The sequence below is a fragment of the Leptospira broomii serovar Hurstbridge str. 5399 genome (genome assembly GCF_000243715.2).
Taxonomy (GTDB): Bacteria; Spirochaetota; Leptospiria; order Leptospirales; family Leptospiraceae; genus Leptospira_B; species Leptospira_B broomii.
This window is the reverse complement of sequence record NZ_AHMO02000004.1, coordinates 472,745-497,221: the sequence shown is the minus strand read 5'-3', so window position 1 is coordinate 497,221 and position 24,477 is coordinate 472,745. Positions and strand designations below refer to the sequence as shown.

The following is a 24,477-nucleotide window of genomic DNA, read 5'->3' as shown; positions in this document are numbered from 1 at the left end:
ATCGGATTAAGGATACTCGGAAAAGTCGAAGACGGCGGATATACCCTGGTTTCGGACGCAATCCGATTGTAACAAAAATACAATAATCGGATTCGCTGTTAAGTGAAATTAAAGAATTGGAAAGTTCTTAGACAGGGAGCCGGACGCCGGCCCCAAACTATCGCTTACTTACATCGACCTGTAACGAAGGGCTATCTGACCGGTCCGAGCGATTTCATCAATACCGTATTTTTGCATCATCTCGATAAATGCGTTCACTTGACGAACGTTGCCCGAAAATTCGATGGTCAGGGAAGCTTGAGTCAAATCCGCAATCCTCGCCTGAAAGACTTCGCATATGGAAATAATCTCGGTTCGGTTCTTATCGTCGCTTCGGACCACTACAAGAACTAACTCTCTGCTGATACAATCATGATAAGCAAGATCTTCCACATCGATCACATCAGGCAACTTTAGAAGCTGTCTTTTTACCTGTTCTACTACCGAATCATCTCCCTTTACTACTATTACCATACTGGAAACGTCGGGCTGATCGGTTACGCCTACTGCGATCGAATCTATATTATAACTACGGCGTGTAAACAATCCTGAGACATGACTCATAACACCCGGGTGATTATTGACTAAAATCTTAAGAATATGCTTCATTTCTTACGCGTTCCGATTAAATCGGCAAACTCTATCATGTCCTTTTGCGATTTTCCCGCAGGGATCATCGGAAACACTTTTTCTTCCGCCGGAATCATCACTTCGAGAAAACAAGCCTCGTCGTCTTCCAAAAAGAAATCGATTGCTGCTTCAATTTCATTTTTGGATGAAATTCTCATCGCTTTCATAGAATAAGCTTCCGCTAACTTCACGAAATCCGGATTATAATTCCATTCCGATTCGGAGAATCGCTCTTCGTAAAAAAGCTCCTGCCATTGCCGAACCATTCCGAGAAAGTTATTGTTGAAGACTACAACCTTTACACCTTTTTTATACATGGCTATCGTTGCAAGTTCTTGAATATTCATCTGAATCGAACCGTCACCCGAAACACAGATGACGGTCTTATCCGGATTTCCGAATTTAGCCCCGATTGCGGCAGGCAGGCCGTACCCCATCGTACCCAGTCCGCCGGACGTTAACCATCGGTTCGGTTCATCAAAAAGGAAATACTGCGCAGCCCACATCTGATGTTGACCGACATCTGTGGAAACGATAGCTTTTCCTTGCGTCTTTTCGTGGAGACGATTTAAAAATCCCTGAGGCTTGATCGTATCCGTTGAATCATCGAATTGAAGCGGATGTTTCTTCTTTATATCGTTTAAGAATGTTACCCATTCTTTTCGATCGGTTTCTTTTACTTTCGGAATTAAAACCTTCAATACGTCTCGTAGATCGCCGTGAAGCAGGTAATCGACAGGAACGCGTTTATTGAATTCAGCGGAATCAATATCGACATGGGCGCGCACCGCTTTTTCCGCAAACTCTCCCGGCTTGGCAACACGATCATCGAATCGAGCTCCCAAATTCAATATATAATCGCATTCCAAAATCGCCTTATTAGCGTAAGCCGTTCCGTGCATGCCAAGCATGCCCATCGATAGAATATGATTTCCCGGAAAAGCTCCGATTCCCATAAGAGTAGTCGTTACCGGAATATTTCCTTTTTCCGCCAGTTCTCGAATTTCCTTATGCGCGTTAGAATTGATTGCTCCTCCTCCTACATAGAGAAGGGGACGTTTCGCATTATTTAAAGCCGTAGCAAAAGATTCCAGATCCCCGGAGACTTTCGGTTTTTCATAATGACGAGGATTGATTTTTAGGGTTCCTGCTTGTCGAACATTCGTGAGTTCGGTTTGAACGTCCTTTGGAAAATCCAACAAGACAGGGCCGGGTCTTCCTCCCATTGCAATCAAAGTAGCCTCTTTGAAATGTCTGGCAAGATCGTTTGCCGATTTAATCAAAGCATTATATTTCGTAATCGGAATCGTTATTCCATAAATATCTGCTTCCTGGAAGGCATCCGTTCCGATCGTATTGGTTGCTACTTGTCCGGTAATCGCTAAAATCGGAACAGAATCCATTTTAGCATCGGTCAACCCTGTGACTAAGTTTGTCGCTCCAGGACCGGACGTAGCAATACAAACTCCTAACTTCCCAGTTGACCTGGCGTATCCTTCGGCCATGTGCACTGCACCTTGCTCATGCCGAACAAGAATATGCTTAATCTTCGTACTTTTATATAATTCGTCGTAAAAGGGCAAAATAGCCCCACCCGGGTAACCGAATACGATATCGACTCCGTATTCTTCCAGTAGCTCGACCATCAGTCTCGCGCCTGTTATTTTACCTTCGCTATTAGGCATTGTTCCCCCCGCCTAGGTCCATTCAATGATCTGGCAAGGGCCTGTCAAGAGGTTCACAATCGTCCTAACAGTAGGTAAGAGAGCCTTTCATAGCGGAGATATATTCTGCTTTCTTATAGAAATCGTTCGTAAGGAAGCTATCGTTTCAGCATCGCCCTAACCTTTTGTAGTTACGCGAAGTCCTTTAACGAACGACGAAACGGCATATTTCATCTTTTTTTCCTTAATTCAAATATTCTTTACGGATTTCATCGAGCGGAAAATCTATACTCAATCGTCAAAGTAATATATTAAATAAAATATTGAATGAGGAACTTGTTGCTCCCGTTCAAAATGTAAAAAGGAACTTTCGGTCTTATGAGTGAACCTATTGAAAAGACACAAGTCGGAAAGGAAGAAGAGGACTCGCATTTTGCGCAGATCAAAAACCTAGCCAAAGAAGCTTATCGTTATTTGGACAGTAGACAATGGGATAAAGCCGAATCCAAACTCAGAGAACTCTTAGCGAAAGAACCGGCGAACACCTACGGATTGGTCGGAATGGGGGATCTCCATTTCAAGCGCAAGGAATTCAAACAAGCATTAGAATACTATAATAGATGTATCAAGGAAGATTCCTCTAATAAATTTTCCTTAATGGGCTTGATGAATTGCTATAGAGAAATGAATCTTCTCAACCGAGTCATCGAAGTCGCGGAAGAATACCGACATATAACTATCACCGACGCATCGATTCTTAGCCGAGTGGCAGATGCGCATCGCAAACTTAAAAATTTTAAAGAATCCGAAGTGTATTATATGCAGGCGCTCCAGATCAATCCAAAAGATCAGTATGTGATCGTAGGATTAGGACATCTCTTCTTTGCCTGCCAGAGATATAAAGACGCGATTCATTGGTGGGAAAAACTACTCGTCATCCAACCCGATAACATAAAGATCCTGACGGAGATCGGGAATAGCTATCGAAAAATCAAGGATTTTGACGAAGCGATACAATATTACCGTCGAGCGGCGGATTTAGATCCAAGAAATTTCTTCGCGTTATATGGATTAGCCGAATCCTACCGCGGTAAAAAGGATTTTCGTAAAGCCAACGAATTCTGGGAAAGAATTTTGGAATTCGATCCGGATAATAAACTCATTATCAATCGCTACGCTGATAGCCTCCGAGGCATGGGAGAATACGATAAAGCCCTTGAGTGCTTCAATCGGATTCTTTCCGAAGGGGAGGACTATTTTGCTCTTCTTGGAAAAGCTTCCTCGCTTAAGCTAAAGGGAAGCAGAGACAAGGCGGAAGAGATTTATCTAGATCTTCATAAAAAGTTCCCGATGGACCCGAGGCCCGTAATCGAGCTTTCGGAATTATATTACGACATCTCTAAAAAGGACGATGCCGTAAAAATTTTGGAAGAATTCCATCGCAAGCAACCGTTAAACGAAGAAGTCAAGGCAAGACTGGATTTCATCACCCAGGAAAACTAAGGCTCCTGCTTGATCCGAGTCCTCTCCTTTTCGATTTCTTTCGGAAGGAGAGCGACTTCCTCTCTTCCGTCTTTTAGATAAATCGCTTCGGCATCCCAATATCCGTTCGTCCTCGTGAGTCGAATATGATGATGCCAACCCTGCCCTTCCTTATCTTTGAAAATTCTTGGAACTCTTGCTGCGTTCACATAAAGGGTCCCCCCTTTTCGAACTTTCCAAGTTCGGAATAGAAAGGATCGTTTAGCATGATGATGCATATGTCCGGCTACGACTACGCTTACGATCCGGCCTTCCGCGCGAACGGCATCCAGGCATTCTGCGAGATCCAAGTCCCCGAAATCGCCCTCCTCTTTCCGAAAATCGCAACCCCAGATATCGGTTGCTCTTTCCCCTAAACCGGCGGGTCCATTATGAGCCAATATTAAAATATCTTTATTTACTGTAGTCGAGTCCATGCTCAACGACATCAATTTAGCGGAAGATTCTTCTAAACTTCGAATCTCGAACCGTCGTTTCAAAAACGGGAGAAAATTCAAACGAGAACCCATGGACAGAGGACGTCCGCCGATTAGAGCAAGATCGGAAATTTCAGAATGAAGAGAGTATTCGCACATTTTTACATCACCCAAACATCGACGAAACTTAGAATAACGGTATAGATGGGCGGGCAAACCTAACATCGTCCAATACGGATTCATTGAGAAAATTTCGACCAGCAGCTGAAAGATGGAAGTCGTATCATGATTACCAGGAATCAAATAGCACGGCTTTCGAATCTTCGCAATTTCTTTCGCTACTCTGTAAGCGCTTGCCGTTGTATAAGTACCTAAATCTCCCGTAAGGAGAATCGCATCATACTTGCTATGCGAGAAATAGTCTGTATCGACCGAAGTCCAAAAACCGTGAATGTCTCCGATCAAAGCGAGAGTAAGATTTTTCAATTTGATTACCCTAAAAGTATTATATGTACTTATCTTTAATAATTCCTTGTATTCTACCAAGAAAGAAATTTTCTAGTGAGTCACTCGAGTCTAACTGCACAGACCCACTTTTCGCCGAGAAAGAAATTATCCGGTAGATAAGACAATTGAAATCCTATGAATCAACCTGATAAAAGGAAGGCGCATGCAAGGTATTAGTAAGGATATTAACAGATTCATACTTCGTTTCATTTTCTTTACGGAAGTGGTCGGTTACGCCGTCGCAGTTCCGATCGGTCTTCTGCTTTTTTATCTTGTCCTAGACATAGATGCTAATCAAATGCAGAGCCTGATTTTTTCCGCTTCACTAGTATCTTTGGTGGCACTTTTATTTACGTTCTTTACAACTCGTTGGAAACTTTCGCCTCTCCTAAATTATAGAAACCAATTCGAGACCGGAGCCGTAAATCGGGAGGTCGTCTTTAAAGCGCAGAAGGCATTATTCCGACTTCCGTTCATTCATTCTATCGATGTCGGATTTCGAATGTTTTTGGGAGGGGCAATCACTGCCATTCTCTTCGATTATTTTTCGCCCGAAATAAGCGCGGACATTTACGTTCTTTCCGGGATTCTTCTGTTCATCACCGCCAGTTTGGCGATGCATTTTTATCTGACGACAGATCGCTTAAAAGACAATTTAAGCCGTACGGATCTGTTCGGATCCATCGATTCCGGCTCTTTAGTTAAATTAAGCCTAAATCGAACCCTATCCTTAACGTTTTTCTTTATCGTGTTCGTGTTATCGATCGGAGTTTCTACGGTGGTGTACAAGCTTACCTATAATTCTATTCGAATCGCTTATTTTGGGCAAATGAAGAACATCTCTCAAACACTCGATCTTCTAACGGAAACTCTCTATCGAGAAGCCGAAACGGAAACGAAGGATGTGACCGAAAATCGAAATTTATTATTCCTATTGTCGAAATTTCAATATAAGGATGCATCCGAATCCTTGAATCGGTTTTTGCTAACCAGTTTAAAATTCGAAGGAATCGCCGTTTGGACGGAAGAAAACGGTAATTATAGGAAATTGTCCGCAAGTGGAACTTTGGTTGAAGCACCCGCAACCTACTCGAATCAATTCGACCTGCCGGCTCCTAACGAATTGAGATCCATTCTAGAAAAAAGCGGAATATTTCTAACCGAACCGAGAGCCTCCTCGGTCACCGGTGCTCCGGTAATCCTTTATATAAAAGAGTTACAAATTCCAAACGGTCCGAAATCGTTCGCACTCTTCTCATTCAAGATCGGAGACCTGACTACCTGGATCCTGCAGTCGATCAAAGTCGGAAAGACCGGCTATCCCGGAATCATGTCTTCGAAGATGACCTTTCTGAATCATATTAACCCGTCGTTTCGACTCAAGAATATTCAAGAATTTTCATTTAGAGACGCGTTTACCGGAAGCGTGGATTCAGTTCCGGTTCGGTATACTCTGGACGGTATATTCAAGTTTATGATCTATAAAACGAATCAGAAATACGGCTTTAAATCGTTCGTCGCGGTGGAAAACGAGGAAATTTCTAGTCAGGCATTAAACACCGCTTTCTATATGATCGCGATCTCGTTCGTCGGATTGATTTTCGTAGGAGCTTTGATCTATTTCGTCTTAACTAAAAACTTGCAACCCTTGAAGGAAAGTCGGGACCTGATCGAAAAGATGGCCGAAGGGGATTTAGGACATACGATTTCCGTATTTTCCCGAAACGAAATCGGGGAAATGTCCATTAGCATCAACGAATTTAACAAAAAAGTAAAGAACGTTCTTCGTAAAATATCGGATGCTTCCTCCAACCTTGCCTCTTCGTCGGAGGAAATGTCGGCGACTCTGAGGTCGATTTCGGATAACGCCCAGGGACAAGCGGCTTCTGCGGAAGAAATTTCCGCCTCGATAGAGGAAATTTCCGCAGGAATGGATTCCATCTCTTACCAAACGGAAGAACAAGTAAGACTCTTGGATCGCCTCGGCGGAGAGATGAATGAATTTTCCGCATCGATACGCAATACTTCCAAAAACGTGGAAGATACCCTCGGACAGGTAAAGAGAATCACGGAGGATGCCAAAAAAGGCGGTAAAGCGCTCGAACTGACCAACGCGAGTATCGGAAAAATCTCACGGAGTTCCGATGAGATCACGGGCGTGATCGAAATTATCACGAATATATCCGAGCAAATTCATTTACTTGCCTTAAACGCAGCGATCGAGGCAGCAAGGGCCGGAAATGCTGGAAAAGGATTTGCGGTGGTTGCGGACGAAATTTCCAAACTTGCGGACAAAACCTCGAATAGTACCAAAGATATAGAAGAAATCATCCAATCCAACGAGGCGGAAATCGGAATCGGAGTCGGTAATATTAAAGAAACCGTAGCTGTCATAGGCGGGATTATTCAAGATATCCAAATCATCTCCGATAGAATGTCCGAAGTGTCCTCCTTTATGGGCGAACAATTGAAACGAAACGAATCTGTTAATCGAAGTGGTGTCGAAGTCAAGAGCAGGTCGGATTCGATTCGAGCGGCCGTTCAGGAACAGAAATTGGCGATTGAGGAAATCGCAAGAACGATATCGAACATCAACGATTTAACTCAATCCAATGCAGCGTCGTCTGAAGAACTAAGTTCCAGCTCTGTCGGTCTCGCAAATCTCGCGGAAGATCTCAAAAAGGACTCAGGATACTTTCGTTTTTGATTCCCGGAAAACTTTGTTGCGATTCTAGGGTTCCGCAATTTTGGAGTTTACAAAACGAAAGTAAACTCCTTGATTTTTAGTGAATTGCTTGTAATTTGCGCATATATGGAATGGGAAAAGATTCTCCGGGACTCGGTTAAGGACAGCGTAATCAAAGAGTTATACCTTAGACGAGTTCCAACTCTCAAGACCTGCGACGACTGGAACAAAGTGAAAGAAATCGGTTTGGTTGACCATAAAACCAAATACGCCCATTATAAGGGAGGTCTTGTCAAATACGGGGAAGGACTTTTCTTTGTCAGCGACGAACGCCTGCAGGCGCTCGCCCCGTTCCGTAAATGGGAATTCAAAACTAAAATTAAAGTGGTTACCGAATAATCCCGGAGGTCGAGATTCAAACCGTCAATTAAATCGAGATTTAGCGGGTTAATCTGATGATCAGATTAAGCTTTTCGGCGACAGTTATTACGTCCTGAACTCTGGTTTTATCAACCAGAACCGCATTCGGGCCGATTTCGTCCAGAACGATCTTCTTGCCTTTTATCTGGCCTAAAAGTAATTCCATAACGTTCTGATCTTTCGTTCTCACAAGCACACAATCTTCCGCAACTTCCACGACTGGCAAGTTCCCGCCCCAATCTTCCAAGAGAAAAAGAAGGTTTTGCGCCAATTCCGCCTTGCTCGAAGCTTTAAGGAAGTCGATAAATTCCGACGGCTTATAACCGAGTAGAATTCCGAGCTGATACGCCTCTTTTGTCAGGACAAAGGTATAAACTCGATCATAATCTTTAAGCTCCGTAAAGGCCTTGAGCAAATGAATACCGTTCGTAGAAACCTTTTCAGGGAAAGCAATTACGGAGAAGTCCGGGTTTATAGTGATACCGCCCTTCTCGGTCGCGTTCGTTAATTCTCCCGTTTGGAAGAAGTATTCGCCTAATTTAGATAAGGCGAGAAACCGATTGGGGTACTCGACTTCCAAGAGACCGAATAAGTGCAGGTAGAAAATAGCGCTCATGATCTCTTTGCGCAGATCCGCTAAATCGGTTTGAAAATTCTTAGTCCTAAATCCGGGAGACATGATCAGGTGATCCCGAATAATCGTGGAGAAAATCACGGATAAATGAATACGTTTCGATTTGATGATTAAGTTCACGCACTTGTCTAAAATCATCTTATCGTAAAAAGGCATCTCGGTCGGTTGGAATACCTCCGGAGGATTAATGCGCTTCATTCTGGCTTCGTTGACTTCATGAATCACGAGCTTCATGATCTCGAAAATATCCTTACTTAAGAAGCCTTCCACATCACCCCTAAGAATGATGTTCTCTCCCTTGATATCCGCCAAATTCAGCAGGCGCAATATCGGAAGAATCAGTTCCATTTGATAGATTTGGCTTTTTTCGGGGAAAATACTGATATCGGGATTCAGCAATTCCTGCTCGGTTCTCTTGTGATCCGCCTGCTTGACTTTTCCAGATTTTGCTAGAACTAAGCCTTTTCGACTTATATAAGAGAGGAGTTTCTTAGTATTTAAGAAGAAATCCAACTCGTTAGTGGCGGACTTTTCTTGACGCTGACGAGTTCCTTTCTTAACGGAAGGAAGAATCGGATTATGCTGGATGTATTTTAATAGTTCTTCGGGAAGCGCGAAAACTCTTACGAATTTTTCCTCCACAAAGCAAACGTCCGCCACAAGACCTTTTTCGATCAAAGAAGGAACAATTACTTCGTATTTTCCGCGATTCATAACCACGAAACTGCGAATATCGTCCGCATCCGCTACGCCGCCGCTCAGATAAATGCGAACAACGGTATCCCTTTCCAATTCAGAAATGGAAGTAATCGCACTCTCGAAAGCTTCAGGGGTCGTCGCGTGGGAATAGAACTTACGAATCGTATCAAGCTTAGGAGGTGCCTTTACGGCCTTTTTCCATTCTGCGGAGATATCGGTTAGCTTTTTATGATCGAGAAGTTTCTCAATGCTAATCTTATACTTATCCCCTTTTAGATTTTGGTCTAAGGGGACAAGATCCGCTAGCTCGTCGAAAGCATGATATTTATCTAAATTGTTAGTAAGACGTTCGCGATTTTTACGTTGATAAACAAGATGATACTTCCGTAGAAGATTCAATTCCATCTCGACGTTAATCGGTGGAATATTCACTTTACGTGAAATCTCACCTAACGTTAGGACATTCTTGTTTTTAAGAATCGAAGTATAAATATTGACTTGGAGAACTGTGAGCTTCTCCAGAACACCTTTTAGATAAAACTCATCTAAAAAAGTGTCGTACAAGAACTTAAGATTTTTATTCTTTTCCTTGTATGGCGGCTTAGGAATGTTCCAAAGTGCGGCGATCTTTTTTAAGTCGTTTAGTTCGAGTTTCTCGAGTTCTTGTAACAAAACTGTTTCGCCGCTCATACCGTTGACCGAATTAATCGCTCGAGAGCCATCCTCTAATTCTTGACTGATTCGTAAACCAAAATACAGTCTTGGTCTTCTCAGTTCTGGAAAGATTGGCATGACCATTCCACAGTCGGTTTTCGGGAGAAAAACCTATAACAATCGAGTCGGCCTTTCGATTTAGATTGTCCTCCTAGCCTTCGCTTCTAATTTGGAACCGTATGGCTGGATTCCTAGAGAACCTTCGCCTCGGGTTGGGTGGAGCTGCGAGAATGATATCGAGCGGTTTCGTCTTTTCAACTAAGACCCTTCTGCTTTTGAAAGACCTCGCCGTAGGTGGAAGCACATCGAAGGATCTCCCACTGCGTCTACGGGAAGCCTTCGAGGAATTGGGGGCAACTTATATTAAACTCGGGCAATTTATTGCCTCAGCTCCTTCTCTCTTCCCCGAGGAAATCGTTACGGAGATGCAAAAATGCCTGGATTCCGTTCGCCCTATTTCCTTTAAAGAAGTGGAAAAGGTCATCCGCAGGGAGCTGGGAGGGAAGCTCGAAGACCATTTTCTGAGCATCGATGCCGATCCCCTTGCCTCCGCCTCAATAGCTCAAGTTCATTCTGCAGTTACCAAAGAAGGCTTGGACGTAGTTATCAAGGTTCAAAGACCGGATATAGAGTCCGCTCTCGGCGCGGACCTAAACTTACTCTATCTAGCCAGTCTCGTTTTTGAAATTTTTGTGCCCGGCCTCAGTCGTTCCGGACTATCCGATATGATGAAGCTATTCCAGGCTTCCATCTTCGAAGAAATCGATTTCTATAAGGAAGCCGCGAATATCGAAGAATTCGAAAGAGCACTACTTGCATTGGGAGAAACCAGAGCGAGAGTTCCTAAAGTTTATCATAATTTAAGCACCAAGAAAGTATTGGTCATGGAGAGATTTTACGGGGCTCCGATTACCGACGAAACATCTCTCCGAAAGTATTCCAAAGACCCGCAAAAGACTCTATCCGACGCATTGGAAGTGTGGTTCTCTACGCTTTCTAGGTCCGGCTTTTTTCACGCAGATGTTCATGCAGGGAATTTAATGATCCTGAGAGATGGAACGGTCGGCTTTATCGATTTCGGGATTGTCGGCAGAATTTCTCCTAAAATATGGGAAGGGTTGATGATTTTCCTAGAAGGTCTCGCGACGAATCGTGCGGCCAGAATCGCAAGCGGTTTAATTCTCATGGATTCGACTGCGCAAGGTATCGACGAAGCGCGCTTAGCAAAAGACCTTGAAAAGGTTTTCGGTGAAATGAGCGAGATGGTTTTAGGGATTCAAATGGGAGAATTAGAGGCTTTCGATGAGAAAAAGCTAAACGCAATCTTATTCGAATTTCGGGCTTTAGCTCAAAGAAATGGTCTCAAGATCCCCAAAGAATTCGGCCTTTTAATCAAACAAATTCTGTACTTCGATCGTTATGTTAAGGCGTTCGCCCCGGATATCGATCTAATAAGAGATAGAGAAAAATTCATCCGATGAAAAAGACCCTTTTCGAATTAGAGCCCGGCGATTCACCCGTTCTATCGGGCTTAAGGGAACTCCCCGGAAAAGAAGGCCTTGTTCGCAATTTATTGGACATGGGGTTTCTTCCCGGAACAAAGCTCCAGATACTTGCTAAATATCCTAGCCAAGATAAAATAATCGTAAAAATCGGCTTAGTCCAATTAGCCTTAAGAAATATAGAGGCGGAATTATTGGAATTAGAGGAATCGAAGTGAAAGTCTTAGAAAAGGAAACCGTTCGGGAAGGATTGAAGACCGGAATGGATTCATTTCGGATCCTATTGGCAGGGAATCCCAACTGCGGAAAATCCACACTTTTTAACCGCTTAACCGGATTGAGGCAAAAGACGGGAAATTTCCCCGGTGTTACTGTGGAAAAAGCCGAGGGCACGATTCGCCTTGGCGATAAGGCGTTAAGATTGATGGATCTTCCGGGAGCATATAGCCTAGGCGGGGAGTCCGAGGATAAGCAAGTCACAACCAGGGTATTACTTTCCCGACAGGAAACGGATCACATATTATTCCTATTGGACGGCGTCGCTATAGAGAGAGGTCTACAGTTTCTCTTACAAGTTGCTTCTCTTAAAGTCCCTACGTTAGTTGTTGTTACGATGCGAGACGTTTTGGAAAAAAAGGGATTACAATTGGATCTAAATCCTCTCATCAAGGCTTTCGGTACGAAATTCCTGTTTATTAATCCGAGGACGGGCGAAGGAACGGAAGAACTGAAAGAGGCGTTGTTTGACAGATCCTCCTTCCGCATTCCTTCCGCCACATTCACTTGGGATAAAAAACGCGAGCGACTCTTGGACTCGATTCTTTCACGACTCACGAGCTCGGATCCGGATGCACTTCGTTTCATCTTGGAGAATTCACTAAAAGAACTTTCGGGAGAAAAACTTTTGACCGGAATTCCCGGACTATCCTATCTACCCGCAGAAGCTCGAACTTTAGTGACGAACGCCTGGGAGAATGCCGGATTGAATTTCTCCTATCGGGATGAATTGGTTCAAAATTCTTTCTGGATCAAAAAATTATTATCTCGCGCCCTTTTAGGTAAAGAGAATGTGAGTGATGGCGTTTTACGGTTCGCGGATCGGATCTTACTGCACCCGGTTTGGGGATTAGTTTCCTTTCTTGCAATCATGGCCTTTGTGTTTCAAATGCTCTTTGCTTGGTCGGAAATTCCGATGGATTGGATAGAAACACAGGTGGGAGCGTTAGCCACTTTTGTGGGAGGTCTTTTGCCGGAAGGCCCTGTTCGATCTCTCATACAGGAAGGAGCGATCGGCGGAGTGGGCGCCGTTCTGGTATTTATCCCGCAAATCAGTTTACTCTTCTTCTTTATCGGAGTCATGGAAGAAAGCGGCTATATTGCCCGCGCTTCGTTCGTAATGGACCGCTTTATGGGAAGATTCGGGTTGTCGGGTAAATCCTTCATTCCCCTACTTTCATCTGCGGCCTGTGCCGTTCCAGCTATTATGGGTACAAGAACTATTGAAAACAAAGCGGATCGAATTACGACCATTCTCGTGTCCCCTTTGATCACTTGTTCGGCGAGGTATCCGGTTTATATCCTTGTCATCGGCACCGTATTTTCGGATCGACCCGTTTTCGGAATCTTCCAGACTAAAGCTCTCGTCTTATTCGGACTCTTCGTACTTGGAATGATTGCCTCCATGACGGCGGCATTCATTTTTAAAAAAGCTTTTTTTCTTTCCGAGCCATCCTACTTTTTGATGGAATTACCGCGTTACCATTTTCCTTCGATCAAAAGCCTCTTCATCGTGGTATATAAGAAAATTAAAACATTCTTATTGAATGCCGGAAAAGTGATACTTTCCATTTCTATTCTTTTGTGGTTTTTAGCCAACTATCCTAGAGTAGCAGAATCAGAAATTGCGAATTTACCGCCGCATCAGGCCAAATCGGTGCAGATATCCGAATCGTATGCGGGCCATTTGGGTAAAGCGATGGAGCCCATCTTAAAACCGATCGGTTTCGGATGGAAAATGGGTATAGGTTTAATTACGTCCTTCGCAGCCAGAGAAGTTATGGTCTCGACTCTTTCCATCATTTACGGGGTCCAAGGGGAAGAAGCGGAACAGGAAGATTTGCGTAGCGCCTTACGAAACGATAAAGATCCTCAAACCGGAAAGCCGGTATGGAGTCTTGCAAGCGCCTTAAGTCTACTAGTTTTCTTCGCTTTTGCCTGCCAATGTATGTCCACACTGGCGGTCGTAAAACGGGAAACAAATTCATTATTTTGGCCTTTTTTTCTATTCGGGTATATGACGATTCTTGCATATATCTCCTCGTTTATCGTTTTTCAGGCCAGCAAAGCGTTCGGGTGGAGCTAGTAAGGATTCAAAATCTATCCTTGACGTTTCGCGGACATGTCTAGTAAAACTACCTCGGTCATCTTTTTTGGAAAATTGAATGAAGCGAATCCCGCCAAATCTTAAAATCATCGGCTTCTATTCCGCAGTAATTTTTTTACTTTTAACGATATTTCGAATCGTCCTTCTTTTAATCTATTTCGACAAGATCGATACCTCTCCCTGGGGAGAAGTATTATTTTCGTTTTTGATCGGAATCCGCTTCGATCTTTCGGTAACTGCGATCACAGTCGGTCCCTTTTGGCTACTTTCCGGTTTTTATTTCGGCAATCGTTGGAAATTCTATCGTTATATCTGGGGCATCCCTCCGATTATCCTGGTCCTCTGGATGTTCGGACATCTGATCGGCGATACGATTTATTACGGGGAAGCGAATAAGCATCTCGGCTACGAAGGCTTCGTATTTTTAGGTAAAGACTTTTTTGTAATTCTTTCCGCAGCATTGCAGAACACGCCGGTATTAGTCGTCAGCGGCCTTTTCGTAATTTTTTTCGGACTCCCGTTACTAATCTGGTCCTTCGTAAAATGGAACGGTTATCGATTCTCCGTCGATAATAAGAAAGCGGAGCTAATTCAAATTCCGATTTCGATATTAGTCGTGTTTTTGTTATTTCGGGGAGGTGTCCAATCGAGACCTTTACGTTCGACCGAGGCGATTCATTCGCAAAACGGATTCTTGAATAACCTCCCATTGAACGGAGTGTTTACCACTTTGATGGATCTAAAGTCCACGGCGATTTCTCCGAATCTAAAGCTTCCTCATTCCGAATCCCTCGCGATAGTTAAAAATGAAATCGATTATCCGGGGGCGAATTTCACAGACGATCGATATCCGATTTTACGGGAAACAAAAGAGACGAGACAGGGAACTCCTCCAAACATAGTGATTATTTTGCTCGAAAGTTGGACGGGAAAATTTATCCGCCCCAACGGAACGGGTCTCATCGAAGGGAAGGAATTGACTCCTAATTTTAATTCCCTCATTTCAAAAGGCAAATATTTCCCTCATTTCTTTGCCACAGGCGGAAGGACGACTAACGGGCTTCTATCAGTTCTCACCGGCATTCCGGACAGACCCGGAATTACCGTCATTCGTACACATCAGGTTCTCGGTAATTTTGGAGGACTTGGAACCGTATTAAAGCAGGCGGGTTATAATACGTTATTTGTACATGGCGGCGATATCGGTTTCGATAACATGAGTTTTCTTTTTCCTCATTGGGGCTTCGAATCGATCATCGGACGGGAAGAAATGAGGCAAAAAAACGAATATACCTCCGGTGCTTGGGGATACTTCGACGAGGACGTTTTGGACGAACTCCAAAAAAGAATGGCGGTAACTAAACCCCCCTTTCTCGCAATATCTCTTACATTGACCACGCACTATCCGTACGAAGTTCCAAAAAAAGAATTTGAGATTTTTCCGAATTCGGTTCAAGACTACGATTATTTTAACACGTATCATTATTCCGACTGGGCCCTAGGTAAATTTATGGAGAAAGTCCGCAAATCTCCCTACTTCGAAAATACGATATTCATTTTCGTTGCCGACCACACGCATCATAGAAATCTAAACCCGTATGAGGACAGAAATATTCCATTCCTTCTGTATTCTCCGAAATTCGTGAAACCCGGAATCGATAATCGAATTTCTTCCCAGCTAGACGTCCTACCTACCGTATTGGGATTGGTCGGGAAAAAATTAAAATTCTCCGCAATGGGTCGAGATCTACTTTCGGACCAGGAACAAGGAAAAGCGTATTTCGCCTTCTCGAGTGTGATCGGCTGGATCGAGAACGGTATATCTTTCTATCGATTCACCGACGGCGACCTAAGGGATGCGACTCCGTTCCCTCCCGCAAAGAAAACGAATTTCTGCCAATCGTCCCAATTAACTTGCGATGAATACGAAAAGAAAGCCAAAGCGTTCTTTAATTTAAGCTACGAACTTTTAAATTCTAACTCGATTTATCCGCCTAAGGAAAAATAAGTAAAAAGGGTCCCGATTTTCTGATCCCTTATGTTATCCGAAAATTTCATTGGATGTATTTGGGCAGAAATTCCGGCTTTCTAACGGAAAAAGAACCGATCTTTAGAATACGAACTTTCAGGTATATATGAATGGTATTTTCAAAACATTTTAAATTGAATAGTCAACGGGAACTCGGTTCGGATACTCCTCCGTTTCTAATCGCGGAAATCGGGCTCAATCATAACGCAGATTCGGAAATCGGAAAAAGATCCATACAGGCCGCAAAAAAATCGGGCGCGAATGCGGTTAAGTTTCAAAGCTATCGCACGCAGGACTTCCTAGATGTTTCCAATTCCAAAGCGAAAGTTTTAGTGGATATATTCAAACAGTACGAACTTTCCGAGGCTCTTCATCGCGAATTCAAAAAAACTGCGGAAGACGAGGGATTATTTTTCTTTTCGACGCCTTTAGATTCTAAAAGTGTCGATCTGTTAGTGTCTCTTGGAGTGAACGCGATAAAGATCGCAAGCGGGGACATCGTAAATAAGGGACTTCTAGAAAAATGCGCTTCGACTAGACTCCCGATTTTTTTATCGACGGGTGCAGCCGAGGGATTCGAAGTTTTGCGCGCCTTGGAATTTTTGGAACACCAGGGAGTAAAAGATCTATTACTGTTTCATTGCGTATCCCTTTATCCCACTCCGCCTGAAAAGGCGAATCTTAGAACCTTATTTTATTACCGACATCTATTCCCGGGTCCGTTAGGGTTTTCGGATCATACGGGAGGGACCTTGGCCGGAGCATTAGCGGTAAGTATGGGCGCAACTGCATTAGAAAAACATTTTACACTGGATAAAAGTCTCCCGGGTCCCGACCACACTATCTCTGTGGATCCTGCAGAATTTTCCGCGTACGCGGAAAACGCTCGGCTCGCATTCGAAATGAGAGGCGAGAGAAAAAAAATCGTTCAGCCGGAAGAAAAAGCAGGGCGCTTCTTCGGACGCAGATCCTTGTATCTCGGGAAGGACGGAAATCCGATCGCGCTACGACCCGATTTGAGTCAAGAAAACGCAACCTATCTTGATTCATGGAAAATCGAAGAAGCAAATTCATTGCTTTCAGACGGAGCCGTAATAAATCCCGGCGACGCGTTCAAAGCCAAAGCATGAAACGAGTAGTTTATTATTTTCTTATCTTCTTATTCTCTTTCAGGATTCAAGCCGCTCCCAAAACGTTCGGCTCGTTAGGTTCCGAAATAGATTACCTGGATTTTGGAAGATTGCTGGTCACACCGTTTTCTTATTCGGTTTCTTCGATTTTTCATGAGGAGTACGGAGCATTCAATCTTTTCGATTCGGACCCGAAGACTCATTGGTATTCCTCGTCAGGTCCCAATCCCGAATGGATAACAGTCGATTTCGGATCCAAACGTCTCATCAATGGCATCGAATTAGTCGTGCCGGTCTTCCGAGGTAAACGCTCGGTGGACGAGTATGAAATTCAAGTATTGTACCAGGAAACGTGGAAAACGATTTTCAAAAACGATCGAGTGGAATTGGTAAACACTCATCGCATTCCTCCAATGGACGCCTCCCTGGTTCGAATTTATTTTCCGAAGAAGGAAGATAAAAGTATCGTAATCAGCGAATTCAAAATTCTACTAAACGACACTCCTCTGAATGCGGTGCCGCAGCGGCTAACTGGTTATATGTATCCGGTTCAGGATGGATTGCTCCCGCCGAAAGAAGCTCAACTACCGGGTGCGCCTAGAGAGTATAGAAATGGAATTCACAAAGGCTTGGATATTTATTTCAAAAAGGAAAAAGACGGAACCGTGAGGAGACTTACCTTTTCCGATTCTCTAATATCCCCCGGAGATGGGATCATCGTACGCGCGGATCTAAATTACGTACCGATGACCGTATCCGAATTTCAGTATCATTCCGCTCAGGCTCAAAAAAACGGGGTCACTTATGTAGAGAGGGATTTTGGAGGAAGGCAGGTTTGGATCGATCATGGAAACGGAGTGATGTCCTCATTCAATCATTTATCCTCGATTAAAAAAGGACTTGAAATCGGCTCTAAAGTAAAGGCAGGGGAAGAAATCGGCACAGCCGGAAACTCGGGCTTAATCGGGGAAGCGAAAGAATCCGATGAAAATATTCACTTACATTTCGAGATCTGGGTAGACGGAGAATATCTGGGAGCCGGCATCTCAGGACCTCAAATGCGGAAATTACTCCAATTCTTTTTTTCACGTTCCGAATTTCTCATAAAATAGATCGGAAAGAGAATTACAAATTACCTCTTCTCCAACGACGCAAAAATTCGGCTTCGATAACCGGACCGTTATTGATCGTTTTCTTATATAGAAAATTGCGTAGATGAACGGCTTCTTCTTCGGTAAGCGCCCACCCTTCGACTTCTCTTCTCACGCGAGGAATCAGATGAGAGAGAACGATGGCGACAGTCACGGATAGATTATAACTTTCGGTAAATCCGAACATCGGTAATCGCAGGTGAAGATCTGCCTGAGATAAGGCGATTTCCGAAAGGCCGATTTCTTCGGCTCCGAATAGCACGGCCGTCGGTCGATCCAAGGGGAGATTCTCAAGCGTATGAAGGGTTTCGACGTTCCGGGGCGATGTCGCAACGATTCGATATCCCGATTCTTTCAGATGATTGAGACAAAACCTCGTATTATCCTCCCTCATTGATTGGTAGCGATGTATTCTCAACCATTTTTGAGCTCCCTTTGCGACTCCCGCATTCGGTCGATATGAATTCCGATTTTCGACCGCATAAACGTCGCTTAAGCCTAGACATTCGGCGGTTCTCAACGTTGCACTAGCATTAAAAGGTTGGAATATATCTTCCAATACAATTGTTAAGTACTTTGTGCGAAACGAGAGAACTTCCTCGATTTTTTGACGTCGAGACTCGGATAACATCTCCGCGAAGTATCGATTGAGAGCTCGGGCCTCTATCAGGCTAGGAACTTCATCAAATTCAATCATTGGCCGCATATTTTCAACATATGCAGGAAACATAGAAACGGACAAGTCGATCGCGAACTAAGGAAAGGAAAACAATACTATACATTTAGAACGTAAGAAAAAAAAATTCTAAAGTTTTTTTAAAAAGGGATTGTACTTTGTTTCCGAAAATCTATTATGTCCCCTATCTTGTCGGTGGTGAAGAAATATGCCCGAGCAATTGCAAAAGATTCTGAATAATATTAAGGAGTTTGTCGGCTCCTTGGATATGACCAAGAAGCTGATTCTGGGCGGTGTCGCCTTAACGGTTTTAATAGCCGTAGGACTTTTAGCGACCGTTTCTTCCCAAAAAAATAGGATCATCCTGTTCAAAGACATGACGTCCAAGGATTTTGCGGAAGTCACCAAAAAGCTGGATTCAATGGGATACCAGTATGGGACCTCGGATACCAGCGTCGTGAGCGTGGATCCGGAGCAAAGACAGGAAATCATAACCAAACTTGCCCAAGAGAACCTAATTCCGGCTGGAGTTCAAGGATGGGAATTATTCAACGTCGAGAAATTCACCGAGACCCAATTCGACAAAGATATCAAAAAATATAGGGCATTAAAGGGAGCTATCGAGCAATCTCTGATGACATTACGTCCTGTCGATAAGGCATTCGTAAACATCGCGATTCCGGAAGACGAACTATTCAGTTCGAACGCTTCCCCGGTAAAAGCCTCGGTGATTTTGCATTTCATCCCTGGCGTCGACGGGATGTCAAAGAAAGAAGTTAAAGGAATCGTAAACCTAGTTTCAAGAGCTGTGCCTAAGTTAAAGCCGGAGAACGTAGTTGTTGCCGATGCGGACGGGAAAATCATCTCCGATTTCGAGGAAGATCTTGAGAAAGAGAGATTAGAGCTTAGAGTCGTGCAAGAAAAGTTGCGGATTCAGGAAGAGCAAAGGATTCAAAGATTAATCGATGTCAGGAACACTCTGCGCTGGTATCTAGGCGGAGAAGATCGTGTGGATATTACGCGCTTCGAATATATGCTCAACTGGGACAAGGAATCTTACAAAGACAATACGGTTACACCCGTTGTGGAAAGACCCGACGATCCTAATACCCCTTATTCGGAACTGAAAATAGTCGACGGGTATAGCCTAAAAGTCTCTTCGAAAGAAACAAGCGAACAGTTCAACGGTCGCGGTTTTACCCCGGACGGCCCTGCAGGAACCGAGCCGAATCTTCCGCCCGGCTACAAAGACACCGACTACCAAAAAGCCGAATATAAGAAGACCGAAAACATCAATAACTTTGAATTTAATCGCCGGGTAAGCGAAGTCCAAAAGCAGCCTTGGAAAATCGAAAAAGTCAATCTTTCGGTGGTTATCGACGGGCAATGGACCAAAAAAGAAAAAGAAGACGGAACAGGATACGATAGGACTTATATACCAGTTTCCGACGACGATCTAAGGACAATCCGTAAGAACCTAGAAGCTGCGGTCGGGATCGATAAAGCAAGAGGGGATCAAATCTCCGTCATAAGCATTCCCAAGGATAGATCGGCACAATTTGCGGCCGAGGACGAGGAACTTAAGAAACAAAAAGCGATCCGTCAAATGGTAATCGCATCTCTCGTAATCATCCTATTCCTCATTCTTACAATCCTCATCTACAGAGCGATCAAGAAAGAAATCGCAAGACGTCGCAGACTCCGCGAAGAAGAACTTGCCGCAATGCAACAAATGATGCGGGAAGCCGCGCTCAGAGTTATGGATGACGGTAGTGCGGAAGTGGAACTCTCTCTCGATGAAAAACTTCGTAGAGAACTTCTCGAGAACGCAATCAATCTATCCAAAGAAAAACCGGAAGAAGTTGCACAGCTTCTTCGCACCTGGTTATCTGAAGAGGAAGCAACCTAATGGAATCCCTGTCCGGTAATAAAAACCGGGCGGGTCGCCTCCTCCGAATTCTGGGGGAGCACCTTCCCCCGGAAGTCTTTCGCCACCTCGGTCCCAAGGATACGAGCAGACTTTTAGAGAGCTTTCATAAAAGCGGAAAGCTCGATGCCAAAGAAGAACGCGAATTATTAGGTTCTTTCTTGGAAGGAATTTCTTCCGTTCCTAAGGAAGGATTGGATAAGGACACGTTCGCTCTCATCCAAGAATTGGAATCCATTCTTAAAGAAGGGCTTTCAACCGAACCAGACTGGCTTAACGAGCTAAAGGAGTTTAATAAGGAAGAATTATCCAGAATCGTCGCAGGCGAGGAACCCAATCGAATCGCGCTCATTCTCTGCTTTGCGGATCCGGACGTATCCGCCCGCGTCTTGGAGGAGTTCCCGTACGAGCTTCAGGAAAACATTCTGCTCCAAATTCGAGATTTGGATTTATCCTCCGAATCCGGCAAGGATTCCCTGGAGCGATTTCTGCGTTTTAAAAAAGAAGCCGTAAAGCATCCCGGGATAAGCACTCCGGTAAGAGACAGAATGGGAAAACGAGCTGCGGACTTGCTGGGAAAAATGGACCCCCAAGATTCTCGGAAATTATTCACGAGGATACGCGAAAAGAACCCCGCGTTTGCCGAAAATATAAACGAACACTTCTTTAAGATGGAAGATTTTCTAGAGCTAAATCGGGAGAATCTGAATAAATTTCTTTCAGATATTCACCCGATCGTGGTCGCCGTCGCCTTTAGAGGAACCGAACCGGAAACCCGAGCACAACTCTTAGAAAGGATGGAACCTTCTCTGGTTTCAATCGTCCGATTAGAGGAAGATTCCATGGGTCCGATTTCCCTAGCGGAGATCGAAACCGCCCAAAACGGTATTCTTGAAATTTTCAAGGATTCCGTAGAATCGGGAAGAATCAAGTTCCGGAGAAACATCTGAACTATGGCAAAACTCGTCTTTAAACCCATTCAAATCGCCGACATGCAAGATCAGGTCGAGCTACAAATACCGGACAAGTATAAAAAATTTCACCGGGACGAAGACGCCGAAGAGTTCGAAGTCGATCAAGAAGGAAACATTATCGAGCAATACCAAGGTCCTTCAATCGAAGAGATCGAGGCGGAGCTAAACCGCTATAAGGAAGAAACGGAAGAAAGCATCAAAAAGATGCTGGAAGATTCCCGTCGTAAAGCTGAGGAAATCGAAGAGGAAGGCCGTAAGAAGGCTTTCCAAATGATCCAGGACTCGAAAGAGAAAATCAAATTAGACGAGGATTCCGGTAAAGCAAAAGCGGAACAAATCTTGGAACGAGCCAAGATGGAAGCTGAGCGGATGATCAAAGAAGCCGAAATGAAGACGGCTGAAATCGAGCATGAGGCTTACCTTAAAGGCTTTGAAGCAGGTCGTGAAGTCGGTTTCCGAAAAGGTCAAGGAGAGGTTCGACGATTGATCGATCGTTTAGGGACTATCGTCGGAAAAGCCATCGATATTCGAGCCGAATTGATCCAGGCTTCGGAAAAACAAATGGTCGAAATGATCCTGATTATCGCACGTAAAATCATCAAAGACGAAATCATCGAACGTAAAGAAATCGTGCTAAACAATATCAGGGAAGCTCTAAAAAGAATCAAGGACCGGGATAGAGTGGACATTCGTGTTAACTTTGCCGATCTCGAGATCACCACTGCGCACAAGGATGAACTCATTAAACTCATGGAGTCTCTACGAAAAGTTAATATTTACGAAGACTCTCGCGTGGACAGAGGTGGAGTCATTATCGAAACCGATGTCGGCGCAATCGACGCCCGTATTTCCACTCAGCTCAAAGAAATCGAAGAAGCCATCCGAAATGCGGAGCCGATATAATCTACCATTCACGTCCATCCCTACTCTCCTACCCGGTCTCCTTTCGAGGGGGCCGGGTATGGGGAATCTCTTCTTTAGGATAGGGAGAGTCTCTTCTCATTTAAGCCCCTCGCGAAAGGGGGGAGAGAACGGCATTTTGAAAATTCCCCGCCCTACTGGGCGGGGGCCGGTGTGGTGGAAGTACGCGCTGTACAATTTTCCCGACGTTTTTGCAACGCTTTTCTTAGCGAGTCCGCGTGTAGGAGCTCCTACGGAATTTTCCTCATCTCCGAAAAGAAAGAAATTGAGATCATTCGTATTATCTCCCCAAACCGTTATACGAGTCGAACTATATGATCCGAATTGGAGTCTTTTTACTGGTTTAATTCCAAGTAATTTAGGCTGGATACTATGTGACATAATTCTATTATATTCACATTATAACTTGACTCTATAGAAATTTTTCCCCACTGTAAACTTATTCATAGGCCCGGTCCAGCTGTAATGATTGAGAAGAAATTTCACGAGAAGGTCGACGTCATCTCCAAGTATTTCCTCATCCTGGATCGAACGGAGACAATCCGCAAATCGGGTCGAGTCGTTCGCGTCTCCGGAAACGTAATATATTCTGAGGGACCTCCTGATTCGAAGATCGGGGAAATCATGGACGTCGAAAAAGCGGGCATAGAAGGCTATCTTCAATGCGAAATAGTCGGATTTGAAAATCATGTTTATACTCTGATGCCTCTCGGCCCTGTCGAAGGAGTCTACCCGGACGCGTTTGTTTTTTCTTCCGGTCGGCGCCTTAATGTTCCCGTAGGCAGGGAACTTCTCGGGCGCGTATTAAATGGAGTCGGAAAGCCGATCGATAAGAAAGGCTTAATCATTACTTCCGACGAAAAATCCCCGGAAGGCGAAAGTATCAATCCTTTAGATCGCCCGATCATTCGCGATATCCTATTAACCGGTGTGCGAGCTATCGACGGGATCTTAACGGTCGGTCGCGGCCAACGATTAGGAATTTTTTCAGGTTCAGGCGTGGGAAAATCCAGCCTTTTAGGAATGATCTCGCGTTTCACCGATGCGGATGTAAACGTAATCGCCTTAGTCGGTGAGCGCGGCCGAGAAGTGAACGAATTTATAGAGCGCGACTTAGGAAAGGAAGGTCTCGCGAGATCCGTCGTATTTGCGGCAACTTCCGATTCCCCTAAAATGGAGCAGGTTAACTGCGCTCTTCTCGCGACTTCCGTAGCAGAATATTTCAGAGAGCAAGGACTGCATGTCAACTTAATGATGGACTCTCTCACTAGATTCGCTCATGCAAACCGTGAGATTTCGGTTTCCAATCATGAACCGCCGATAACTAGAGGATTTAGTTCTTCCGTTTTTAGCAAACTAGCGCGGTTGGTCGAACGTTCCGGAACATCCAAAGGCGGCGGTAGCATCACCGGCTTTTATACGATTCTTACGGATACCGATGAAATGGAAGATCCGGTAGCGGATGCCGTTCGAGGTTATATAGACGGTCATATCGTTCTGTCCAGAAAAATCGCCGAGCGTAACCATTACCCCGCTATCGATATCCCCGCATCTCTTTCACGGGTAATGCAATCGATTACCGACGAAGATCATTTTATGAGAGCCGGTATGATACGCGAGTTAGTTTCGACATACAATTCGGTCGAAGAATTAATACTTCTTAACGCATATGTTCGCGGTTCGGACGCAAAAGTAGATCTAGCGATTCGTAAGAAAGAAAAGATCGACACATTTCTCCGGCAAAAGCTGTCCGAAAAAAGTCCGTTTCCTCAGACCTTAAGCGCACTTCGGGATATCCTAAGGGAAGAACGCGAAGAGGAGGAATTCTAATCT

The 24,477-nt window shown here is 44.2% G+C and carries 19 protein-coding genes; 13 read left to right on the top strand and 6 right to left on the bottom strand.

The window, feature by feature from the left end:
* Nucleotides 1-168 precede the first annotated feature (168 nt).
* Together ilvN and ilvB are read right to left on the bottom strand one after the other, a co-directional pair.
* Nucleotides 169-648 carry an acetolactate synthase small subunit gene (gene ilvN, locus LEP1GSC050_RS02435; protein ID WP_010569478.1) on the bottom strand — a complete coding sequence of 160 codons (480 nt, stop codon included), beginning with the start codon at nucleotides 646-648 and terminating at the stop codon, nucleotides 169-171.
* Nucleotides 645-2,354 carry a biosynthetic-type acetolactate synthase large subunit gene (ilvB, locus tag LEP1GSC050_RS02430; protein WP_010569477.1) on the bottom strand — a complete coding sequence of 570 codons (1,710 nt, stop codon included), beginning with the start codon at nucleotides 2,352-2,354 and terminating at the stop codon, nucleotides 645-647. Before ilvB ends, ilvN begins: the two co-directional genes overlap by 4 nt.
* A 357-nt stretch (nucleotides 2,355-2,711) precedes the next feature.
* Between ilvB and LEP1GSC050_RS02425 the strand changes: the two genes are divergently transcribed.
* Nucleotides 2,712-3,836, top strand: a complete 1,125-nt coding sequence (locus LEP1GSC050_RS02425) for a tetratricopeptide repeat protein (RefSeq protein WP_010569476.1) — start codon at nucleotides 2,712-2,714, stop codon at nucleotides 3,834-3,836.
* Here the strand turns inward: LEP1GSC050_RS02425 and LEP1GSC050_RS02420 are convergent.
* Nucleotides 3,833-4,777: a metallophosphoesterase gene (locus LEP1GSC050_RS02420; RefSeq protein WP_020987053.1), complete on the bottom strand. Its 945-nt coding sequence runs from the start codon at nucleotides 4,775-4,777 to the stop codon at nucleotides 3,833-3,835. The genes LEP1GSC050_RS02425 and LEP1GSC050_RS02420 overlap by 4 nt on opposite strands.
* A gap of 184 nt (nucleotides 4,778-4,961) precedes the next feature.
* Between LEP1GSC050_RS02420 and LEP1GSC050_RS02415 the strand changes: the two genes are divergently transcribed.
* The gene (locus tag LEP1GSC050_RS02415; protein WP_010569474.1) at nucleotides 4,962-7,505 is read left to right on the top strand and encodes a methyl-accepting chemotaxis protein; all 2,544 of its coding nucleotides are present in this window, start codon (nucleotides 4,962-4,964) and stop codon (nucleotides 7,503-7,505) included.
* Nucleotides 7,506-7,610: 105 nt separating this feature from the next.
* Nucleotides 7,611-7,883, top strand: a complete 273-nt coding sequence (locus LEP1GSC050_RS02410; protein ID WP_040910936.1) for a hypothetical protein — start codon at nucleotides 7,611-7,613, stop codon at nucleotides 7,881-7,883.
* Between the two features lie 40 nt (nucleotides 7,884-7,923).
* Here the strand turns inward: LEP1GSC050_RS02410 and LEP1GSC050_RS02405 are convergent, their stop codons facing one another.
* A complete protein-coding gene (locus tag LEP1GSC050_RS02405) occupies nucleotides 7,924-9,927 on the bottom strand; it encodes a helicase (protein WP_010569472.1) in 2,004 nt (667 codons plus the stop codon).
* 203 nt (nucleotides 9,928-10,130) lie between these two features.
* Here LEP1GSC050_RS02405 and LEP1GSC050_RS02400 point away from each other — a divergent pair, with 203 nt between their 5' ends.
* The 6 genes from LEP1GSC050_RS02400 to LEP1GSC050_RS02375 all read left to right on the top strand — a co-directional run bounded on the left by LEP1GSC050_RS02400 (nucleotide 10,131) and on the right by LEP1GSC050_RS02375 (nucleotide 18,107).
* Nucleotides 10,131-11,432 (top strand): ABC1 kinase family protein, encoded by a 1,302-nt coding sequence (locus LEP1GSC050_RS02400; RefSeq protein ID WP_010569471.1) that lies wholly within the window; start codon nucleotides 10,131-10,133, stop codon nucleotides 11,430-11,432.
* Nucleotides 11,429-11,671 (top strand): FeoA family protein, encoded by a 243-nt coding sequence (locus LEP1GSC050_RS02395; protein ID WP_010418791.1) that lies wholly within the window; start codon nucleotides 11,429-11,431, stop codon nucleotides 11,669-11,671. The genes LEP1GSC050_RS02400 and LEP1GSC050_RS02395 overlap by 4 nt, the downstream gene beginning before the upstream one ends.
* A 44-nt stretch (nucleotides 11,672-11,715) precedes the next feature.
* Nucleotides 11,716-13,815 carry a ferrous iron transport protein B gene (feoB, locus tag LEP1GSC050_RS02390; RefSeq protein ID WP_040910934.1) on the top strand — a complete coding sequence of 700 codons (2,100 nt, stop codon included), beginning with the start codon at nucleotides 11,716-11,718 and terminating at the stop codon, nucleotides 13,813-13,815.
* Between the two features lie 79 nt (nucleotides 13,816-13,894).
* Entirely contained in the window at nucleotides 13,895-15,844 is a 1,950-nt protein-coding gene (locus tag LEP1GSC050_RS02385; protein WP_010569469.1) for an LTA synthase family protein, read from the top strand.
* Between the two features lie 131 nt (nucleotides 15,845-15,975).
* The gene (locus LEP1GSC050_RS02380) at nucleotides 15,976-16,995 is read left to right on the top strand and encodes an N-acetylneuraminate synthase family protein (RefSeq protein WP_010569468.1); all 1,020 of its coding nucleotides are present in this window, start codon (nucleotides 15,976-15,978) and stop codon (nucleotides 16,993-16,995) included.
* The gene (locus tag LEP1GSC050_RS02375; protein ID WP_010569467.1) at nucleotides 16,992-18,107 is read left to right on the top strand and encodes a M23 family metallopeptidase; all 1,116 of its coding nucleotides are present in this window, start codon (nucleotides 16,992-16,994) and stop codon (nucleotides 18,105-18,107) included. Before LEP1GSC050_RS02380 ends, LEP1GSC050_RS02375 begins: the two co-directional genes overlap by 4 nt.
* Nucleotides 18,108-18,120: 13 nt before the next feature.
* Here LEP1GSC050_RS02375 and LEP1GSC050_RS02370 read toward each other — a convergent pair whose 3' ends face one another.
* Nucleotides 18,121-18,843: a TrmH family RNA methyltransferase gene (locus LEP1GSC050_RS02370; RefSeq protein WP_010569466.1), complete on the bottom strand. Its 723-nt coding sequence runs from the start codon at nucleotides 18,841-18,843 to the stop codon at nucleotides 18,121-18,123.
* A gap of 187 nt (nucleotides 18,844-19,030) precedes the next feature.
* Between LEP1GSC050_RS02370 and fliF the strand changes: the two genes are divergently transcribed.
* The 3 genes from fliF to fliH are packed head-to-tail and all read left to right on the top strand — an operon-like array spanning nucleotide 19,031 to nucleotide 22,626.
* On the top strand, nucleotides 19,031-20,731 hold the full coding sequence (gene fliF, locus LEP1GSC050_RS02365; RefSeq protein WP_010569465.1) for a flagellar basal-body MS-ring/collar protein FliF: 1,701 nt from the start codon (nucleotides 19,031-19,033) through the stop codon (nucleotides 20,729-20,731).
* Entirely contained in the window at nucleotides 20,731-21,699 is a 969-nt protein-coding gene (locus LEP1GSC050_RS02360; RefSeq protein WP_010569464.1) for a FliG C-terminal domain-containing protein, read from the top strand. The genes fliF and LEP1GSC050_RS02360 overlap by 1 nt, the downstream gene beginning before the upstream one ends.
* A 3-nt stretch (nucleotides 21,700-21,702) precedes the next feature.
* Entirely contained in the window at nucleotides 21,703-22,626 is a 924-nt protein-coding gene (gene fliH / locus LEP1GSC050_RS02355) for a flagellar assembly protein FliH (protein WP_010418769.1), read from the top strand.
* 96 nt (nucleotides 22,627-22,722) lie between these two features.
* On the opposite strand, the gene LEP1GSC050_RS02350 is transcribed toward fliH, so the two are convergent.
* Nucleotides 22,723-23,025 (bottom strand): hypothetical protein, encoded by a 303-nt coding sequence (locus LEP1GSC050_RS02350; RefSeq protein ID WP_010569463.1) that lies wholly within the window; start codon nucleotides 23,023-23,025, stop codon nucleotides 22,723-22,725.
* An 84-nt stretch (nucleotides 23,026-23,109) separates the two neighbouring features.
* On the opposite strand from LEP1GSC050_RS02350, the gene LEP1GSC050_RS02345 reads away from it, so the two are divergent.
* A complete protein-coding gene (locus LEP1GSC050_RS02345; protein ID WP_010569462.1) occupies nucleotides 23,110-24,474 on the top strand; it encodes a FliI/YscN family ATPase in 1,365 nt (454 codons plus the stop codon).
* The last annotated feature ends 3 nt before the right edge of the window (nucleotides 24,475-24,477 follow it).

What these genes read in the sequence shown, in the direction of transcription:
- ilvN (WP_010569478.1), bottom strand. Translation starts at nt 648, where the DNA reads ATGAAGCATATTCTTAAGATTTTAGTCAATAATCACCCGGGTGTTATG.
- ilvB (WP_010569477.1), bottom strand. Translation starts at nt 2,354, where the DNA reads ATGCCTAATAGCGAAGGTAAAATAACAGGCGCGAGACTGATGGTCGAG.
- LEP1GSC050_RS02425 (WP_010569476.1), top strand. Translation starts at nt 2,712, where the DNA reads ATGAGTGAACCTATTGAAAAGACACAAGTCGGAAAGGAAGAAGAGGAC.
- LEP1GSC050_RS02415 (WP_010569474.1), top strand. Translation starts at nt 4,962, where the DNA reads ATGCAAGGTATTAGTAAGGATATTAACAGATTCATACTTCGTTTCATT.
- LEP1GSC050_RS02410 (WP_040910936.1), top strand. Translation starts at nt 7,611, where the DNA reads ATGGAATGGGAAAAGATTCTCCGGGACTCGGTTAAGGACAGCGTAATC.
- LEP1GSC050_RS02405 (WP_010569472.1), bottom strand. Translation starts at nt 9,927, where the DNA reads ATGAGCGGCGAAACAGTTTTGTTACAAGAACTCGAGAAACTCGAACTA.
- LEP1GSC050_RS02400 (WP_010569471.1), top strand. Translation starts at nt 10,131, where the DNA reads ATGGCTGGATTCCTAGAGAACCTTCGCCTCGGGTTGGGTGGAGCTGCG.
- LEP1GSC050_RS02395 (WP_010418791.1), top strand. Translation starts at nt 11,429, where the DNA reads ATGAAAAAGACCCTTTTCGAATTAGAGCCCGGCGATTCACCCGTTCTA.
- feoB (WP_040910934.1), top strand. Translation starts at nt 11,716, where the DNA reads ATGGATTCATTTCGGATCCTATTGGCAGGGAATCCCAACTGCGGAAAA.
- LEP1GSC050_RS02385 (WP_010569469.1), top strand. Translation starts at nt 13,895, where the DNA reads ATGAAGCGAATCCCGCCAAATCTTAAAATCATCGGCTTCTATTCCGCA.
- LEP1GSC050_RS02380 (WP_010569468.1), top strand. Translation starts at nt 15,976, where the DNA reads ATGGTATTTTCAAAACATTTTAAATTGAATAGTCAACGGGAACTCGGT.
- LEP1GSC050_RS02375 (WP_010569467.1), top strand. Translation starts at nt 16,992, where the DNA reads ATGAAACGAGTAGTTTATTATTTTCTTATCTTCTTATTCTCTTTCAGG.
- LEP1GSC050_RS02370 (WP_010569466.1), bottom strand. Translation starts at nt 18,843, where the DNA reads ATGATTGAATTTGATGAAGTTCCTAGCCTGATAGAGGCCCGAGCTCTC.
- fliF (WP_010569465.1), top strand. Translation starts at nt 19,031, where the DNA reads ATGCCCGAGCAATTGCAAAAGATTCTGAATAATATTAAGGAGTTTGTC.
- LEP1GSC050_RS02360 (WP_010569464.1), top strand. Translation starts at nt 20,731, where the DNA reads ATGGAATCCCTGTCCGGTAATAAAAACCGGGCGGGTCGCCTCCTCCGA.
- fliH (WP_010418769.1), top strand. Translation starts at nt 21,703, where the DNA reads ATGGCAAAACTCGTCTTTAAACCCATTCAAATCGCCGACATGCAAGAT.
- LEP1GSC050_RS02350 (WP_010569463.1), bottom strand. Translation starts at nt 23,025, where the DNA reads ATGTCACATAGTATCCAGCCTAAATTACTTGGAATTAAACCAGTAAAA.
- LEP1GSC050_RS02345 (WP_010569462.1), top strand. Translation starts at nt 23,110, where the DNA reads ATGATTGAGAAGAAATTTCACGAGAAGGTCGACGTCATCTCCAAGTAT.